The 19328-nt window shown below is 68.0% G+C and carries 6 protein-coding genes and 1 pseudogene; 4 read left to right on the plus strand and 3 right to left on the minus strand.

Features of this window, described 5'->3' with window-relative positions; all coding sequences use genetic code 11:
* Positions 1–7 precede the first annotated feature (7 nt).
* Positions 8–253, minus strand: a complete 246-nt coding sequence (locus tag HMPREF2924_RS26405) for a hypothetical protein (protein WP_003089668.1) — start codon at positions 251–253, stop codon at positions 8–10.
* A 261-nt stretch (positions 254–514) separates the two neighbouring features.
* On the opposite strand from HMPREF2924_RS26405, the gene ppk2 reads away from it, so the two are divergent.
* Complete coding sequence (ppk2, locus tag HMPREF2924_RS26410; RefSeq protein ID WP_003089666.1) at positions 515–1429, plus strand: polyphosphate kinase 2; 915 nt, start codon at positions 515–517, stop codon at positions 1427–1429.
* A 175-nt stretch (positions 1430–1604) separates the two neighbouring features.
* Complete coding sequence (locus tag HMPREF2924_RS26415; RefSeq protein WP_003136357.1) at positions 1605–2618, plus strand: GNAT family N-acetyltransferase; 1014 nt, start codon at positions 1605–1607, stop codon at positions 2616–2618.
* A gap of 79 nt (positions 2619–2697) precedes the next feature.
* Here the strand turns inward: HMPREF2924_RS26415 and pvdS are convergent, their stop codons facing one another.
* Positions 2698–3261, minus strand: coding sequence for a pyoverdine signaling pathway sigma factor PvdS (gene pvdS, locus HMPREF2924_RS26420; protein WP_003089661.1), 564 nt, complete (start codon positions 3259–3261; stop codon positions 2698–2700).
* A gap of 643 nt (positions 3262–3904) precedes the next feature.
* Between pvdS and pvdG the strand changes: the two genes are divergently transcribed.
* Both pvdG and pvdL read left to right on the plus strand, forming a co-directional pair.
* Complete coding sequence (gene pvdG, locus HMPREF2924_RS26425) at positions 3905–4669, plus strand: pyoverdine biosynthesis thioesterase PvdG (protein ID WP_003116905.1); 765 nt, start codon at positions 3905–3907, stop codon at positions 4667–4669.
* Positions 4670–4742: 73 nt separating this feature from the next.
* Positions 4743–17771, plus strand: a pseudogene (gene pvdL, locus HMPREF2924_RS26430) (pyoverdine non-ribosomal peptide synthetase/polyketide synthase PvdL).
* Positions 17772–18256: 485 nt separating this feature from the next.
* Here the strand turns inward: pvdL and HMPREF2924_RS36120 are convergent.
* Positions 18257–18769, minus strand: a complete 513-nt coding sequence (locus HMPREF2924_RS36120) for a BRO-N domain-containing protein (RefSeq protein ID WP_004355475.1) — start codon at positions 18767–18769, stop codon at positions 18257–18259.
* Positions 18770–19328 lie beyond the last annotated feature (559 nt).

The following is a 19328-nucleotide window of genomic DNA, read 5'->3' on the forward strand; positions in this document are numbered from 1 at the left end:
TTATGGCTCAGGGTTGTTCGCGGACGATTTCCGCCAGTTGCAGGATCAATCGCTCGTCAGCCTGGTTGCCGCTCTGCTGGCGGAATTGCCTGGCCTCCTCGCGGGCGCGCTGGAAGGCCGCATCGACGCTGGCCTGGCCATGGCTGTCGCGAATCCACAGGTAGAGGCCCATGACCAGGCTCTGCAGGGTGGCCAGGTCGCTGCTCTGGGCGTTCAGCGCATCGATGAGTTGCTGTTTGGAAAACGCTTGCATGGTTGATCTCCGATCAATGGCGCCGCAAGGGCGCGGTTCGCCCCGGCGGTCGCCGGGGTGCGCGGAGCATGTGGAAAGTGCGGAGAGGCTGGCCAGCTTAGGCCAAGTCATTCAAATGATTAGGGAATTTTCTGACTTTCAGTGACCTTTCGACTGTTTTCGACGGCGGGCGATCGCTACGTTTTCATCGAACCGTCACCAAACCGTCATGAAGACGCGCCTAGCATTCGCGGTATTTCGGCATGACGTGGAGAGCAGCGCATGGACTCCTATGGCGATACCTCGGGCCGCATCGGTCGCGACTGGCTCGATCGACACGACGAAGAGCTGGAGCAGGAACTGCTCGACGACGAGCTGAACCTGGACGAGCTGTTCGGTCCCGAGCAGGAGGATGCGCCCGGCGAATTGAGTCGGCGCCGCTATTTCCGCGAACTGTTCCGCCTGCAACGGGAACTGGTGAAACTGCAGAACTGGGTGGTGCACACCGGGCACAAGGTGGTGATTCTCTTCGAGGGGCGCGACGCGGCGGGCAAGGGCGGCGTGATCAAGCGCATCACCCAGCGCCTCAACCCGCGGGTCTGCCGGGTCGCCGCGCTGCCCGCGCCGAACGACCGCGAGCAGACCCAGTGGTATTTCCAGCGCTACGTCTCGCACCTGCCGGCCGGCGGCGAGATCGTCCTGTTCGACCGCAGCTGGTACAACCGTGCCGGGGTCGAGCGGGTCATGGGTTTCTGCAACGACGAACAATACGAGGAATTCTTCCGCAGTGTGCCGGAGTTCGAAAAGATGCTGGCGCGCTCGGGCATCCAGTTGCTCAAGTACTGGTTCTCCATCTCCGACGCCGAGCAGCACCTGCGCTTCCTCAGCCGTATCCACGATCCGCTCAAGCAGTGGAAGCTCAGCCCGATGGACCTGGAGTCGCGGCGGCGCTGGGAGGCCTACACCAAGGCCAAGGAAACCATGCTCGAACGCACCCACATCCCCGAGGCGCCCTGGTGGGTGGTACAGGCCGACGACAAGAAGCGCGCGCGGCTGAACTGCATCCACCACCTGTTGCAGCAGATGCCCTACCGGGAAGTTCCGCAGCCGCCGGTACACCTGCCGGAGCGCCTGCGCCACGCCGATTACGTCAGGCATCCGACGCCCGGCGAGATCATCGTGCCGGAAGTCTACTGAGCCAGTAGGCGCCGCGTACTTCGCTCACTCTGGTTCTTCCTTGTTCCTCCGGCCGCGCCTGTGGATGACGCTGGCGCCTCGACCGCGCGCGTTGCCGCCTGGCTCGCGCGAGCGCTTAAATTTCCTCCTTCACATGACGTTCCTCTGAGAACAACTCCGTGTCTCGAGTCCGATCATGCCCCTGTTGAATTCCCTGACTGTATTGCCGTTGCCTGGCGGGCAGCGTTTGAGTGGCGACGAAACCGATAGCCGGCTCAGCCTTGCCCTGGATGGTGCGTTGCTGTTGCGCCTGCGCCTGGAGCGCACAGACACGGAAATACGGCTGGCGGTGGAGGAGCTTCCCGGCGGCGATGCCGAGCATGCGTTGTGGGCCGCCAGCTACTGGCTGTTCGCCCGCGATCCGGATTGCCAGCGGCTCGTCTGGTCGCTGTCCTGGGAGCCCGAAGAGTCCCTGGCGAAGGGGATGCTGACAGGAGCCGCCGCAGCGGGCACCTATGTCTGCGAGAGGGGCCGGTTCTGGCAGTTGCCATGGCCCTGGCTGCCGCTTGCCCAGCCGTGCTATCCCCAGTCGATGCAACTTACCGATGGAAAGCGTCATCCACTGCGCCGGCCGAAGCCCAGGGGAGAGGTCTATCGGCGCTTCGATGCGCGATTGGGGTGCTGGATATCCTTGCGTACCTTGGACATCGAGAGGGACCTGGAACGTTTTCATCGCTGGCAGAACTCGCCCAGGGTGGCGGAGTTCTGGCAGGAAGATGGAAGCCTGGAACAACATCGCGAGCGTTTGCGCCAGCTCGAAGCGGATCCTCATGCACTGGGGCTCATCGGCTGTTTCGACGATGAGCCCTTCGCCTATTTCGAGGCCTACTGGGCGAAGGAGGATCGCATCGCGCCGTTCTACGCGGCCGAAGACTACGACCGCGGGATCCACATGCTGGTCGGCGAGGAGGCCCACCGGGGGCCGCACAAGGTCGCCTGCTGGCTATCGGCACTGGTCCACTACCTGTTTCTCGACGACCCGCGCTCGCAGCGAGTGGTGGCGGAACCGCGCGCGGATAACGCGCGGATGATCGGTCACATGCACAACCTGTGCTTCCACTGCGAGAAGGAGTTCGACTTTCCGCACAAGCGGGCGGCACTGATGATCATCGGCCGCGAACGGTTCTTCGAGCGCTGTCGCCTGGCCTGACGGGGCGGGAAGAAGAAGGTCGAGGCGTCCGGCGGACGCCAACAGAAGAACGGGCAGGCGCAATGCCTGCCCTTGTGTCTCAGCGACGCGCGCTCAGGTTCGTCAGATTGTCGCCCTGGCGCTCGGCGGTGACCTTGCGGCAGTGCACCAGGGCGTCGCGGATCATGAAGTTGACCAGGGTCGGCGAGACGCCCAGTTCCTTGGCGATGTCCTTCTGTGGCACGCCGTGCAGGCGGTACATCTCGAAGGCGTAGCGGGTGCGCTTGGGCAGCTCGGTGAGGGCATCCGCGATGTGTTCGAGGGTCGCGTAGTTGATGTGCGAGGTTTCCGGCGAGGCGCCCTGGATCACCACGTTCAGGCCTTCTTCCTCCGGCCCCGAGTATTTCTGTTCGAGCGCCTGCTTGCGGTAGTGATCGATGGCCAGGTTGCGGACGATCTGGAACAGGTAGCTGAGCTGTGCCTTGAACGACGAAGTGATCTGCGGCGCCGACTGGAGCCTGAAGAACGCATCCTGGACCACATCTTCGGCTCGCGAGCGGCAACCGGTAATGCGGGCGGCGATCTTCACCAGGATCGTGCGGTTATCGACGAAAGCCTGGAGGAGCGGGGTATCGCATCTGCGGGTAGACAGTTGTTCCGACATGGAAATCACCTTGCTGCGGAGGGGGCTGCAGAGCACTGGCGGTGGGGTAAGACCCACACATGGCGCAACAAATTATGTTGAATGATAATGATTGTCAATTACGAAGAAATAACCAATCTCACCTTTATTCGTGAATGGTCCGCATGCTGGCAAATAGCCGCTGCGAATGATGGAGGGGAGAAATTCTTCGGCGTTTCAGAAGGATGGCCGCGCCAATGTTGCAGTCATGCGTCGCAGACGAAATTTTTTTAATAATCTTTAGGAATCAGCTAGTTAGAAATCGGTATTGACCGCCCCGCCGCTCCTGCCGGCGTTCCGCGCAAGAACTGCGCGAAGGCGCTGCGACAACCGTTCCCGGCTGCTCCATGGCGTACATCGCTATCACCGATGCGGCGATAGCGCCGGGCACAACCCATCAGAATGGATAGGGGTTGGCGTCCTTTCGCGCAATGCTCCGCGGTTGCCCGGAGATTGCGGTTACATGCGCTAATTATTTGCCGTTGTTATCCGTTCCCCTCTGTGACAGCGCGGGCAGGTGCCCGGCGCCCCGGCGTGCGCAGCAGGAGACGGAAATGCCGATCGATCATGGGAAAGCGCTCTGCCCCGGACGAGGGCCACGACAGCGGCGCAAGGAGGTCGGCAGGTGAGCCCGGCCGTTTCCCTGCAATTGTTCTGCCTGCCTTATTCGGGGGCCAGCGCCACGCTGTTCCGCCGCTGGCAGCCCAGCCTGCCGGGCTGGATCCGCTTGTTGCCCCTGGAATTGCCGGGGCGCGGCCTCCGCTTCGGCGAGGCCCTGCATACCGATGCCGCCAGCCTGGTCGCGCAATTGGCCGGCGAGCTGCAAGGCACCCTCGACAGCGCTTCTCCCTACGCCTTCTTCGGCCACAGCCTGGGCGGGCTGCTGGCCTTCGAACTGGCCCATGCCATGCGTCGGCGCGGCCTCGAAGGGCCGCTGGCGCTATTCCTCTCCGGTGTATCCCCGCCCGCCGAAAACGATGTCAGCGGCTACCGGCGCGCCAAGGCCGACGCCGAACTGGTCGCCGCGTTGCGCGACTACCGGGGTACTCCGGAGGCCGTCCTCAACGATCCGTCGCTGATGCAGATGCTGTTGCCAGTGGTGCGAGCGGACTTTCTCGTCACCGGCAGCTACCGCTACCAGGCGCATGGGCCGCTGGACGCGGCGCTGCACCTGTTCGGCGGACGCGAGGACAGCCTGCGCAGCGCCGAGTTGCTCGGCTGGCTGCATGAGGCCGGGGGCGACTTCACCCTCGACCTGCTCGACGGGCAGCACTTTTTTATCCGCGAACAGCAGGGGCAGTTGCTGCGCCTGCTGCGTCGCTACGCCGGCCAGCATCTGCTGCGCTGGCACAAGGACAAGGTCCGGGGAAGCATGCGCGCCGCCAGTTGAGGGGCGGCCGCGACGATTGTTTCCGGAGACTCACTAGAACTCGATTGCAAGCCGAATTCAGGCAGGAAAACACATGATGGACGCCTTCGAACTTCCCACCACCCTGGTCCAGGCCCTGCGTCGCCGCGCCGTCCAGGAGCCCGAGCGCCTGGCGCTGCGCTTCCTCGCCGAGGACGATGGCGAAGGCGTGGTCCTCAGCTATCGCGATCTCGACCTGCGCGCGCGGAGCATCGCCGCGGCCCTGCAGGCCCATGCGCAGTTGGGCGATCGCGCGGTACTGCTGTTTCCCAGCGGCCCCGACTACGTCGCGGCGTTCTTCGGTTGCCTGTATGCCGGGGTCATCGCGGTGCCGGCCTATCCGCCGGAGTCGGCACGCCGCCATCACCAGGAACGCCTGTTGTCGATCATCGCCGACGCCGAGCCGCGCCTGGTCCTGACCACCGCTGACCTGCGCGAGCCATTGCTGCGGATGAATGCGCAACTGTCCGCCGCCAACGCCCCGCAACTGCTCTGCGTCGACCAGTTGGACCCGGCCGTTGCCGAGGCCTGGGACGAGCCGCAAGTGCGTCCCGAGCATATCGCCTTCCTCCAGTACACCTCCGGTTCAACCGCATTGCCCAAGGGCGTGCAGGTCAGCCATGGCAACCTGGTCGCCAACGAGGTGCTGATCCGCCGAGGCTTCGGCATCGGTGCCGACGACGTGATCGTCAGCTGGCTGCCGCTGTACCACGACATGGGCCTGATCGGCGGCCTGCTGCAACCGATCTTCAGCGGCGTACCCTGCGTGCTGATGTCGCCGCGCTACTTCCTCGAACGTCCGGTGCGCTGGCTGGAAGCCATCAGCCAGTACGGCGGCACCGTCAGCGGCGGTCCCGATTTCGCCTACCGGCTGTGCAGCGAGCGGGTCGCCGAGTCGGCCCTGCAGCGTCTCGACCTGAGCGGCTGGCGGGTAGCCTTCTCCGGTTCCGAGCCGATCCGCCAGGACAGCCTGGAACGCTTCGCCGAGAAATTCGCCGCCAGCCGCTTCGACGCGTCCAGTTTCTTCGCCTGCTACGGCCTCGCCGAGGCGACCCTGTTCGTCACCGGCGGCCAGCGCGGCCAGGGCATTCCCGCCCTGGCGGTGGATGGCGAGGCGCTGGCGCGCAACCGCATCGCCGAAGGCGAAGGCAGCGTGCTGATGTGCTGCGGCCGCAGCCAGCCGGAACACGCCGTGCTGATCGTCGACGCGGCGAGCGGCGAGGTCCTCGGCGACGACAACGTCGGCGAGATCTGGGCCGCCGGGCCGAGCATCGCACACGGCTACTGGCGCAACCCGGAAGCTTCGGCGAAGACCTTCGTCGAGCGTGACGGGCGCACCTGGCTGCGCACCGGCGACCTCGGTTTCCTCCGCGACGGCGAACTGTTCGTCACCGGGCGCCTGAAGGACATGCTCATCGTCCGCGGCCACAACCTCTATCCGCAGGACATCGAGCGCACCGTCGAGAGCGAGGTGCCGTCGGCGCGCAAGGGCAGGGTCGCGGCCTTCGCGGTCACGGTCGATGGCGAGGAGGGCATCGGCATCGCCGCCGAGATCGGTCGCGGCGTCCAGAAGTCGGTGCCGGCCCAGGAGCTGATCGACTCGATCCGCCAGGCGGTGGCCGAGGCCTACCAGGAAGCGCCGAAGGTGGTGGCGCTGCTCAATCCCGGCGCCTTGCCGAAAACATCCAGCGGCAAGCTGCAACGTTCCGCCTGCCGCCTGCGCCTGGAAGACGGCAGCCTGGACAGCTATGCGCTGTTTCCCGGCCTCCAGGCCGTGCAGGAAGCGCAGCCGCCGGCAGGCGACGACGAACTGCTGGCACGCATCGGCGAGATCTGGAAGGCCCGGTTGGGCGTGGCGCAGGTAGCGCCGCGCGATCACTTCTTCCTGCTTGGCGGCAATTCCATCGGCGCCGCCCAGGTGGTCGCCCAGGTGCGCGACAGTCTCGGCGTCGCCCTCGACCTGCGCCAACTGTTCGAGGCGCCGACCCTGCAGGCCTTCAGCGCCACGGTGGCCCGCCAACTGGCCGCCGGCCTGCCGGCCGAGGCACCGATGGCGCACCTGCCGCGCGGTGTCGACCTGCCGCAGTCGGCGGCGCAGCAGCGTCTCTGGCTGACCTGGCAGATCGATCCGCAGAGCGCCGCCTACAACATCCCCGGCGGCCTGCGCCTGCGCGGCGAGCTGGACGAAGCGGCGCTGCGCGCCAGCTTCCAGCGCCTGGTCGAACGCCACGAAGCGCTGCGCACGCGTTTCCTCGAGCGCGACGGCGCGGCCTTGCAGCGTATCGATGAGCGGGGCGAATTCGCCTGGCAGTTCGTCGACCTCGCCGCCCTGGCCGAGCACGAACGCGCCGCGGCTGCCGCGCAGCGCCGCGAAGCTGAGGCGCAGCAGCCGTTCGACCTGGAAAAGGGGCCGCTGCTGCGGATCAGCCTGGTGCGCCTGGACGAACAGGAGCACCAGCTCTGGGTCACCCTGCATCACATCGTCGCCGATGGTTGGTCGCTGAACCTGCTGCTCGACGAATTCTCGCGGCTCTACGCCGAAGCCTGCGGTGGCCAGCCGGCCGACCTGGCGCCGCTGGAACTGCACTACGCCGAATTCGCCGCCTGGCAACGGCAGTGGCTGGACGCGGGCGAGGGCGCCCGCCAACTGGCCTACTGGCGGGAACGCCTGGGCGACGCGGCGCCGGTGCTGGAACTGGCCACCGACCATCCGCGCACGGCGCGCCAGGCGTCGCCCGCCGCGCGCTACAGCCTGCGGGTCGACGAAGCCCTGGCGCGGGCTATCCGCGAGGCCGCGCTGGACCATGAGGCGAGTGTCTTCATGTGGCTGCTGGCGGCGTTCCAGGCGCTGCTGCATCGCCACAGCGGGCAGGGCGAGATCCGCATCGGCGTGCCCAGCGCCAACCGCCAGCGCCTGGAGACCCAGGGGCTGGTCGGCTTCTTCATCAACACCCTGGTCCTGCGCGGCACGCCCCGGGCGCGCCAGCCGTTCGCCGCGTTGCTCGGCGAGGCTCGCGAGGCGACCCTCGGCGCCCAGGCCAACCAGGACCTGCCGTTCGACCAGGTGCTCGCGGCCTGCGGCCAGGGCGGCCAGTTGTTCCAGGTGCTGTTCAACCACCAGCAGCGCGACCTGTCGGCGTTGCGCCGGCTGCCCGGCCTGCTCGCCGACGAGCTGCCCTGGCACAGCCGCGAAGCCAAGTTCGACCTGCAACTGCAGAGCGAGGAGGACGCTCGCGGTCGCCTGACCCTGAATTTCGACTACGCCGCGGACCTCTTCGACGAGGCCAGTATCCGGCGTTTCGCCGCGCAATACCTGGAGTTGCTGCGCCAGGTCGCGGAAGACCCGCAGCGCTGCCTCGGCGATATCGCCCTGGTCGACGCCGAGCAGGCGGCGCGCCTCGCCGAATGGGGCAGCGCGCCCTGCGAGCCGGCGCGCGCCTGGCTGCCGGAGCTGCTGGAGCGGCAACTGGCGCAGTCCGCCGAACGCATCGCCCTGGAGTGGGACGGCGGCAGCCTCGGCTACGCCGAACTGCACGCCCGGGCCAACCGCCTGGCCCACTACCTGCGCGACAAGGGCGTCGGCCCGGACGTGCGGGTAGCGATCTGCGCCGAGCGTTCGCCGCAACTGCTGGTCGGTCTGCTGGCGATCGTCAAGGCGGGCGGCGCCTACGTGCCGCTGGACCCGGACTACCCCAGCGAACGCCTGGCCTACATGCTCGCCGACAGCGGCGTCGAGCTGCTGCTGACCCAGGCCCATCTGTTCGAGCGCCTGCCTGGCGCGGAGGGCGTCACGCCGATCTGCCTGGACAGCCTCAAGCTCGACAACTGGCCGAGCCAGGCACCGGGCCTGCACCTGCACGGCGACAATCTCGCCTACGTCATCTACACCTCCGGCTCCACCGGCCAGCCGAAGGGCGTGGGCAACACCCACGCGGCGCTGGCCGAGCGCCTGCAATGGATGCAGGCGACCTACGCCCTCGACGGCGACGACGTGCTGATGCAGAAGGCGCCGGTGAGCTTCGACGTGTCGGTGTGGGAGTGCTTCTGGCCGCTGGTCACCGGTTGCCGGCTGGTCCTCGCCGCCCCCGGTGAGCACCGCGATCCGGCGCGCCTGGTGGAACTGGTGCGGCAGTTCGGGGTGACCACGCTGCACTTCGTGCCGCCGCTGCTGCAACTGTTCATCGACGAACCCGGTGTCGCCGCCTGCGGCAGCCTGCGCCGCCTGTTCTCCGGCGGCGAGGCGCTTCCGGCGGAGCTGCGCAACCGCGTGTTGCAACGCCTGCCGGCGGTGGCCCTGCATAACCGCTACGGGCCGACCGAGACCGCCATCAACGTCACCCATTGGCAGTGCCGCACGGAAGACGGCGAGCGTTCGCCGATCGGTCGGCCGCTGGGCAACGTGGTCTGCCGCGTGCTGGACGCCGAGTTCAACCTGCTGCCGGCCGGCGTCGCCGGCGAGCTGTGCATCGGCGGCCTGGGCCTGGCCCGTGGCTACCTGGGGCGCCCGGCGCTGAGCGCCGAGCGCTTCGTCGCCGATCCGTTCTCGGCCGACGGTGAGCGCCTGTACCGTACCGGCGACCGTGCGCGCTGGAACGCCGACGGCGTGCTGGAATACCTCGGCCGCCTCGACCAGCAGGTCAAGCTGCGTGGCTTCCGCATCGAGCCGGAGGAGATCCAGGCACGCCTGCTGGCGCAGCCGGGGGTGGCCCAGGCGGTGGTGGTGATCCGCGAAGGCGTGGCCGGCAGCCAGTTGGTCGGCTACTACACCGGCGCTGCCGGCGCCGAGGCGGAAGCCGAGCAGAACCAGCGCCTGCGCGCCGCGCTACAGGCCGAACTGCCGGAATACATGGTCCCGGCGCAGTTGATGCGCCTGGCGCAGATGCCCCTTGGCCCGAGCGGCAAGCTGGATACGCGGGCGCTGCCGGAGCCGGTCTGGCAGCAGCGCGAGCACGTCGAGCCGCAGACCGAGCTGCAACGGCGTATCGCAGCGATCTGGAGCGAAGTGCTCGGCCTGCCGCGGGTCGGCCTGCGCGACGATTTCTTCGAACTCGGCGGGCATTCCCTGCTGGCCACCCGCATCGTCTCGCGCACACGCCAGGCCTGCGACGTCGAACTGCCGTTGCGCGCGCTGTTCGAGGCCAGCGAACTGGAGGCCTTCTGCGAACAGGTCCGCGCAGCCCAGGCTGCTGGACGTACCGACAGCCACGGCGCGATCCGCCGCATCGACCGCGAGCAGCCGGTGCCGCTGTCCTACTCGCAGCAGCGCATGTGGTTCCTCTGGCAACTGGAGCCGGACAGCCCGGCCTACAACGTCGGCGGCCTGGCGCGCCTGAGCGGGCCGCTGGACGTGGCGCGCTTCGAGGCCGCGCTACAGGCCCTGGTGCAGCGCCACGAGACCCTGCGCACCACGTTCCCCAGCGTCGACGGCGTGCCGGTACAGCGCGTACATGGCGATGGCGGCCTGCACATGGACTGGCAGGACTTCTCCGCGCTCGACCGCGACAGCCGCCAGCAGCACCTGCAGACCCTCGCCGACAGCGAGGCGCACCGGCCCTTCGATCTTGAGAGCGGGCCATTGCTGCGGGTCTGCATGGTGAAGATGGCCGAGCGTGAGCACTACCTGGTGGTGACCCTGCACCACATCGTCACCGAAGGCTGGGCGATGGACATCTTCGCCCGCGAACTGGGCGCGCTCTACGAGGCCTTCCTCGACGACCGCGAATCGCCGCTGGAGCCGTTGCCGGTCCAGTACCTGGACTACAGCGTGTGGCAGCGCGAGTGGCTGGAGAGCGGCGAGCGCCAGCGCCAGCTCGACTACTGGAAGGCCCAGCTGGGCAACGAGCATCCGCTGCTCGAACTGCCGGGCGACCGGCCACGCCCGCCGGTGCAGAGCCACCAGGGCGACCTCTACCGCTTCGACCTGAGCCCCGAGCTGGCCGAGCGCGTGCGGCGCTTCAACGCCGCCCGCGGGCTGACCATGTTCATGACCATGACCGCCACCCTTGCGGCCTTGCTCTACCGCTACAGCGGCCAGCAGGACCTGCGTATCGGCGCGCCGGTGGCGAACCGCATCCGCCCGGAGAGCGAAGGGCTGATCGGCGCCTTCCTCAATACCCAGGTGCTGCGCTGCCGGCTCGACGGGCAGATGAGCGTCGGCGAGCTGCTGGAGCAGGTGCGGCAGACCGTGATCGATGGCCAGTCGCATCAGGACCTGCCGTTCGACCACCTGGTGGAAGCCCTGCAACCGCCGCGCAGCGCCGCCTACAACCCGTTGTTCCAGGTGATGTGCAACGTCCAGCGCTGGGAGTTCCAGCAGACCCGGCAGCTGGCCGGGATGACCGTCGAGTACATCGCCAACGATGCGCGGGCGACCAAGTTCGACCTCAACCTGGAGGTCACCGACCTCGACCAGCGCCTCGGCTGCTGCCTGACCTACAGCCGCGACCTGTTCGACGAACCGCGCATCGCGCGGATGGCCGGACACTGGCAGAACCTGCTGGAGGCGCTGCTGGGCGACCCGCAGCGGCGCATTGCCGAATTGCCGCTGTTCGCCGCCGAGGAGCGGAAGCAACTGCTGCTCGCCGGCACGGCCGGCGAGGCAGGGCTCCAGGACACCCTCCATGGCCTGTTCGCCGCCCGCGTGGCGGCCAGCCCCCAGGCCCCGGCGCTGACCTTCGCCGGACAGACCCTGAGCTATGCCGAACTCGACGCCCGCTCCAACCGTCTGGCGCGCGTCCTGCGCGGTCATGGCGTCGGCCCGGAAGTGCGAGTCGGCCTGGCCCTGGAGCGTTCGCTGGAGATGGTCGTCGGCCTGCTGGCGATCCTCAAGGCCGGCGGCGCCTACGTGCCGCTGGACCCGGAATATCCGCTGGAGCGCCTGCAATACATGATCGAGGACAGCGGCGTACGCCTGCTGCTCAGCCACGCGGCGCTGTTCGAGGCCCTCGGCGAGCTGCCGGCGGGCGTGGTGCGCTGGTGCCTCGAGGAGGACGGCCCGGCGCTGGACGCCGAGGACCCCGCGCCGCTGGCAGCGCTGAGCGGGCCGCAGCACCAGGCCTACCTGATCTATACCTCCGGCTCCACCGGCAAGCCGAAGGGCGTGGCGGTCTCCCACGGCGAGATCGCCATGCACTGCGCCGCGGTGATCGAGCGCTTCGGCATGCGCGCCGACGATTGTGAACTGCACTTCTATTCGATCAACTTCGACGCCGCCAGCGAGCGCCTGCTGGCCCCGTTGCTGTGCGGCGCCCGCGTGGTGCTGCGGGCCCAGGGCCAGTGGGGCGCGGAGGAAATCTGCGAGCTGATCCGCGCGGAGGGCGTGAGCATCCTCGGCTTCACCCCGAGCTACGGCAGCCAGCTCGCCCAGTGGCTGGAGAGCCAGGGCCGGCAGTTGCCGGTGCGCATGTGCATCACCGGCGGCGAAGCGCTGACCGGCGAGCACCTGCAACGGATTCGCCAGGCCTTCGCCCCGGCGTCGTTCTTCAATGCCTACGGACCGACCGAAACGGTGGTCATGCCGCTGGCCTGCCTGGCTCCCGAACGCCTGGAGGAGGGTGCCGCCAGCGTGCCGATCGGCAGCGTGGTCGGCGCGCGGGTCGCCTACATCCTGGATGCCGACCTGGCCCTGGTGCCGCAGGGCGCGACCGGCGAACTCTACGTCGGCGGCGCCGGCCTGGCGCGCGGCTACCATGAGCGTCCGGCGCTCAGCGCCGAGCGCTTCGTGCCCGATCCCTTCGCTGCCGAGGGCGGCCGCCTGTACCGCACCGGCGACCTGGTGCGCCTGTGCGACAACGGCCAGGTGGAATATGTCGGCCGCATCGACCACCAGGTGAAGATCCGTGGCTTCCGCATCGAACTGGGCGAGATCGAGGCGCGCCTGCTGGAGCATCCGTAGGTTCGCGAAGCGCTGGTCCTGGCGCTCGACAGCCCGAGCGGCAAGCAGTTGGCCGGTTATGTCGCCAGCGCGGTGGCCGAGCAGGACGAGGACGCCCAGGCGGCGCTGCGCGAGGCGCTGAAAACGCACCTCAAGCAGCAATTGCCGGACTACATGGTGCCGGCCCACCTGCTGTTGCTCGCCAGCCTGCCGCTGACCGCCAACGGCAAGCTCGACCGCCGCGCGCTGCCGGCGCCCGACCCGGCGCTCAACCGGCAGGCCTACGAGGCCCCGCGCAGCGTGCTGGAGCAGCAACTGGCCGGGGTCTGGCGCGAGGTGCTGAACGTCGAGCGGGTAGGTCTCGGCGACAACTTCTTCGAACTGGGCGGCGATTCGATCCTGTCGATCCAGGTGGTCAGCCGCGCCCGCCAGCTCGGCATCCACTTCAGCCCCCGCGACCTGTTCCAGCACCAGACCGTGCAGAGCCTCGCCGCGGTGGCCCGGCACAGCCAGGCCAGCCAGGCCGAGCAGGGGCCGGTGCAGGGCGACAGCGCGCTGACGCCGATCCAGCACTGGTTCTTCGACCTGCCGCTGGCGCGCCGCGAGCACTGGAACCAGTCGCTGCTGTTGCAGCCGCGGCAGGCCCTCGACCTCGGCCTGCTGCGCAAGTCCCTGCAACGCCTGGTCGAACAGCATGACGCCCTGCGCCTGGCGTTCCGCCAGGTCGACGGCGAATGGCTGGCGCAGCATCGTCCGCTGCGCGAACAGGAACTGCTCTGGCACGTTCCGGTGCAATCCTTCGACGAATGCGCCGAGCTGTTCGCCAAGGCCCAGCGCAGCCTCGACCTCGAACAGGGGCCGCTGCTGCGCGCGGTGCTGGTGGATGGCCCGGCCGGCGAGCAACGCCTGCTGCTGGCGATCCACCACCTGGTGGTGGACGGGGTGTCCTGGCGGGTGCTGCTGGAGGACCTGCAACAGGTCTACCGTCAGTTCGCCGAGGGCGCCGAACCGGCGCTGCCGGCCAAGACCAGCGCCTTCCGCGACTGGGCCGGACGCCTGCAGGCCTACGCCGGCAGCGAATCGCTGCGCGAGGAGCTGGGCTGGTGGCAAGCCCGGCTGGGTGGGCAGCCGGTCGAGTGGCCGTGCGACCGCCCGCAGGGCGACAACCGCGAGGCGCTGGCGGAAAGTGTCAGCCTGCGGCTCGACCCGCAACGTACCCGGCAATTGCTGCAACAGGCGCCGGCGGCCTACCGCACCCAGGTCAACGACCTGCTGCTGACCGCCCTCGCTCGCGTGCTCTGCCGCTGGAGCGGGCAGCCGTCGACGCTGGTGCAGTTGGAAGGGCATGGCCGCGAGGCGCTGTTCGACGATATCGACCTGACCCGCAGTGTCGGCTGGTTCACCAGCGCCTACCCGTTGCGCCTGACCCCGGCGCAGAGCCCGGGCGAGTCGATCAAGGCGATCAAGGAACAGCTCCGCGCGGTGCCGCACAAAGGCCTCGGCTACGGCGTGCTGCGCTACCTCGCCGATCCGGCGGTGCGCCAGGCGATGGCCGCGCTGCCGACGGCGCCGATCACCTTCAACTACCTCGGACAGTTCGACCAGAGCTTCGCCGACGCCCTGTTCCAGCCGCTGGACCAGCCCACCGGGCCGATCCACGACGAGCAGGCGCCGTTGCCCAACGAGCTGAGCGTCGATGGCCAGGTCTACGGCGGCGAGCTGGTGCTGCGCTGGACCTACAGCCGCGAGCGCTACGACGCGCAGACGGTGAACGAGCTGGCGCAGGCCTATCTCGCCGAACTGCAGGCGCTGATCGAGCATTGCCTGGAAGACGGCGCCGGCGGCCTGACCCCGTCCGACTTCCCGCTGGCGCAACTGAGCCAGGCGCAACTGGACGCCCTGGCGGTGCCGGCCGGCGAGATCGAGGACGTCTATCCGCTGACCCCGATGCAGGAAGGGTTGCTGTTGCACACCCTGCTGGAACCGGGCACCGGCATCTACTACATGCAGGACCGCTACCGGATCGACAGCCCGCTCGATCCCGAGCGCTTCGCCGCCGCCTGGCAGGCGGTGGTGGCCCGCCACGAGGCGCTGCGCGCGTCGTTCGTCTGGAATGCCGGCGAAACGATGTTGCAGGTGATCCACAAGCCCGGTCGCACCCGCATCGAGTTCCTCGACTGGAGCGAGCTGCCGGAGGACGGCCATGAGGAGCGCCTGCAAGCGCTGCACAAGCGCGAGCGCGAGGCCGGCTTCGACCTGCTCGAACAGCCGCCGTTCCACCTGCGCCTGATCCGCCTGGGCGAGGCGCGCTACTGGTTCATGATGAGCAACCACCACATCCTCATCGATGCCTGGTGCCGTGGCCTGCTGATGAACGACTTCTTCGAGATCTACGGCGCCCTCGGCGAAGGCCGCCCGGCGAACCTGCCGACGCCGCCGCGCTACCGCGACTACATCGCCTGGCTGCAACGCCAGGACCTGGAGCAATCGCGCCGCTGGTGGAGCGAGAGCCTGCGCGGCTTCGAGCGGCCGACCCTGGTACCCAGCGACCGCCCGTTCCTCCGCGAGCACGCCGGCGAGAGCGGCGGGATGATCGTCGGCGACCGCTACACGCGTCTGGACGCCGCCGACGGCGCGCGCCTGCGCGAACTGGCGCAGCGCTACCAGCTCACCGTCAACACCTTCGCCCAGGCCGCCTGGGCGCTGACCCTGCGCCGCTTCAGCGGCGAGCGCGACGTGCTGTTCGGCGTCACCGTGGCCGGGCGCCCGGTGGGCATGCCGGAAATGCAGCGCACCGTCGGCCTGTTCATCAACAGCATCCCATTGCGCGTGCAGATGCCGGCCGCCGGCCAGCGCTGCACTGTGCGCGAATGGCTGAACCGGCTGTTCGAGCGCAACCTGGAGTTGCGCGAGCACGAGCACCTGCCCCTGGTGGCCATCCAGGAAAGCAGCGAGCTGCCCAAGGGCCAGCCGCTGTTCGACAGTCTGTTCGTGTTCGAGAACGCTCCGGTGGAAGTCTCGGTGCTGGACCGCGCGCAGAGCCTGAACGCCAGTTCCGACTCCGGGCGTACCCACACCAACTTCCCGTTGACCGTGGTCTGCTATCCGGGCGATGACCTCGGCCTGCACCTGTCCTACGACCAGCGCTACTTCGAGGCGCCGACCGTCGAGCGCCTGCTCGGCGAGTTCAAGCGCCTGCTGCTGGCCCTGGCCGACGGTTTCCATGGCGAACTGGAGGCCTTGCCGCTGCTCGGCGAGGACGAGCGCGACTTCCTCCTCGACGGCTGCAACCGCAGCGCCCGCGACTACCCGCTGGAGCAAGGCTACGTGCGGCTGTTCGAGGCGCAGGTGGCGGCCCATCCGCAGCGCATCGCCGCCAGTTGCCTGGAGCAGCGCTGGAGCTACGCCGAGCTGAACCGCCGGGCCAACCGTCTCGGCCACGCCCTGCGCGCCGCCGGCGTCGGCATCGACCAGCCGGTGGCACTGCTGGCCGAGCGCGGCCTCGACCTGCTCGGCATGATCGTCGGCAGCTTCAAGGCCGGTGCCGGCTACCTGCCGCTCGACCCCGGCTATCCGACCCAGCGCCTGACCCGGATCGTCGAGCTGAGCCGCACGCCGGTACTGGTCTGCACCCAGGCCTGCCGCGAGCAGGCGCTGGCGCTGTTCGACGAACTCGGCTGCGTCGACCGGCCGCGCCTGCTGGTGTGGGACGAGATCCAGCAGGGCGAGGGCGCCGAGCATGATCCGCAGGTCTACAGCGGGCCGCAGAACCTCGCCTACGTGATCTACACCTCCGGCTCCACCGGACTGCCGAAGGGCGTGATGGTGGAGCAGGCGGGCATGCTCAACAACCAGTTGAGCAAGGTCCCGTACCTGGAACTGGACGAGAACGACGTGATCGCCCAGACCGCCTCGCAGAGCTTCGACATCTCGGTCTGGCAATTCCTCGCCGCGCCGTTGTTCGGCGCCCGCGTGGCGATCGTGCCGAACGCCATCGCCCACGATCCGCAGGGCCTGCTGGCGCACGTCGGCGAACAGGGCATCACGGTGCTGGAAAGCGTGCCGTCGCTGATCCAGGGCATGCTCGCCGAAGAGCGCCAGGCCCTCGACGGCCTGCGCTGGATGTTGCCCACCGGCGAGGCGATGCCGCCGGAACTGGCGCGCCAGTGGCTCAAGCGCTACCCAAGGATCGGCCTGGTGAATGCCTACGGGCCGGCGGAGTGTTCCGACGACGTGGCGTTCTTCCGCGTCGACCTGGCCTCCACCGAGAGCACCTACCTGCCGATCGGCAGTCCCACTGACAACAACCGCCTGTACCTGCTCGGTGCCGGCGCCGACGACGCCTTCGAACTGGTGCCGCTGGGCGCGGTGGGCGAGCTGTGCGTGGCCGGCACCGGCGTCGGTCGTGGCTACGTCGGCGATCCGCTGCGCACCGCCCAGGCCTTCGTCCCGCATCCGTTCGGCGCGCCGGGCGAGCGTCTGTACCGTACCGGCGACCTGGCGCGGCGGCGCGCCGACGGAGTGCTGGAATATGTCGGGCGGATCGACCACCAGGTGAAGATCCGCGGCTTCCGCATCGAGCTGGGCGAGATCGAGGCGCGCCTGCACGAACGCGCCGACGTCCGCGAGGCGGCGGTGGCGGTGCAGGAAGGGGCGAACGGCAAGTACCTGGTGGGCTACCTGGTTCCCGGCGAGACACCGCGTTCCAGCGCCGACTCGCCGGCCGGACTGATGGTGGAGCAGGGCGCCTGGTTCGAGCGGATCAAGCAGCAACTGCGCGCCGACCTGCCGGACTACATGGTGCCGCTGCACTGGCTGGTGCTGGACCGGATGCCGCTCAACGCCAACGGCAAGCTCGACCGCAAGGCGCTGCCGGCGCTGGACATCGGCCAGATGCAGAACCAGGCCTACCAGGCCCCGCGCAACGAACTGGAGGAAACCCTGGCGCGGATCTGGGCCGAGGTGCTAAAGGTCGAGCGGGTCGGGGTGTTCGACAACTTCTTCGAACTCGGCGGGCATTCGCTGCTGGCCACCCAGATCGCCTCGCGGGTGCAGAAGGCCCTGCAACGCAACGTGCCGCTACGGGCGATGTTCGAATGCACCACGGTGGAAGAGCTGGCCAGCTACATCGAGTCCCTGGCCCCGAGCGAGATCAGCGAGCAGAAGGCCGAGCGCCTGAACGACCTGATGTCGAAGCTGGAAATGCTCTGAGGCACGCGCCCCGCCACAGGCCGGATACCTGTGCGGGGCGCGTGGCGGAAAGGCATGAAAAAGGCCCGCCGAAGACGCCCGGGCGTCCTTGGCGGGCCTTTCTACAAATCCGTTCTAGGCAAACCAGCCCTCTGACCTTGAGGGAGAGGGGCGTTCGGAGCGGCGAACCCGCCCGCTAGGCGAGCGTAGCTCCTACAGGGGACGGTCCGGCCGGGAGTCGCGCAGCGTTCGCTTGCGCGGCTTCTCCTTGGTTTCACGACGCATCTTGCGAGGCTGACGGAGGCCCGTCAGGTCCTGGCTGCCCTGGTCATCCGTGTAGAGATCGTCCAGAAGGTTTCGCGTTATCTTCATGCCAGCGGTTTCGTGCTGTCCGTGGGAAAGGAGAGGCTAGGCCCGAGTCGTTGCTCTATTGTTAATGGATGGCGCCGCGCCGCTTAAGCTGGCAGATCTGACAGGCCCCGCCCAACACGACGCCAGAGCGGCGCCTAGAGCGGCCGCAACTTGCTCAACCAGCGTCGCCAACCCAGTTGCACCATGGGTTCGCCCTGGCGTTCGAGGAGGTCGGGCATCTCGCTGAAATTCACCCAGAGCTTGCCCTGCCAGTCGAGCATGTGCACCACCTGGCGCTCCCAGCGCAACTTGACGTAGCGTGGCATGCCGCTGTCGTCGGTGGCGCTGCGCAACTCCGGCACCACCTCGCCACTGAGCCAGCGGCGCAATTCGCCGCCATCGCCGCGCTGCTGGTAGATCAGCGCGGCATACGCGCCGGACTCGCTGATCAGCCACTGCGCCTGGTCTTCGCCACGTTCGGAACGCAACGACTCCCGGCGCGCCTGGTCGTCGTCCAGGCGGGCGAGCATCTGTTCGGGCTGGCTGTGTTCGATGAGCCGGGCGAAGTCGTCGAGGACGAACCAGGCCTGGTCGTCGATCAGCAGCGCGCGCAGCAATCGCTGCTGTCGGAAGAAGTAGTGCGGGGCAAGCTGGGTATGGCCGTGCATAGGAGAAATCCTTCTCTGAGCTGTCCGCTGCCTGGCTTCTGCCGGCGCGGCAGGGAGACAGGCCGCTCGTGGGTGTTGGGCCAGCAGGCTGTGGCCTGCCGGGAACCGAAGTCGCCGGCGAAAAAAGCCTACTGACAGCGCCTGTAGGACGGCAATGGCTAAGCCTTGTACGAAGTCTCCGATGGCACAAGCCCGCTGAACAGCTAGGCCTATGAGGGTAGGCTCTTGTCCACTGTCTATATGGCGGTGAACTGCTCGCAGCCGAACCCGTTCCCTGAGCATTTCCTGGTTATCTGCGTGGCACTGGGCTGGCCCGGAAAACCTATAGCCATTTGGCGGAAAACAGGAGCGGCGGGTTTTTCCCTGCCAGAAAACCTCTTTTTTCGAGGTCTCGTAACTTGCTGATTTATAAGGGCGTAAGAAATCGTCCGAAAAAAGGGTCGGAAGCTTCGGGCAATTGGCGGCCGTTTCGCGAGGACCGGGACGGCGATCAAGCGTGCCGTTCGGGCGCGAAAGGTCTTGTGATGGCGATGCCGCAAAGCCCCCGGCCAGGCCGGGG

Origin of the sequence: Pseudomonas sp. HMSC063H08, from assembly GCF_001813645.1 — a bacterium.
GTDB lineage: Bacteria > Pseudomonadota > Gammaproteobacteria > Pseudomonadales > Pseudomonadaceae > Pseudomonas > Pseudomonas aeruginosa.

Bases quoted from the DNA above. Each gene is read 5' to 3' on its own strand.
- HMPREF2924_RS26405 (WP_003089668.1), bottom strand. From the start codon at position 253: ATGCAAGCGTTTTCCAAACAGCAACTCATCGATGCGCTGAACGCCCAG.
- ppk2 (WP_003089666.1), top strand. From the start codon at position 515: ATGGACTCCTATGGCGATACCTCGGGCCGCATCGGTCGCGACTGGCTC.
- HMPREF2924_RS26415 (WP_003136357.1), top strand. From the start codon at position 1,605: ATGCCCCTGTTGAATTCCCTGACTGTATTGCCGTTGCCTGGCGGGCAG.
- pvdS (WP_003089661.1), bottom strand. From the start codon at position 3,261: ATGTCGGAACAACTGTCTACCCGCAGATGCGATACCCCGCTCCTCCAG.
- HMPREF2924_RS36120 (WP_004355475.1), bottom strand. From the start codon at position 18,769: ATGCACGGCCATACCCAGCTTGCCCCGCACTACTTCTTCCGACAGCAG.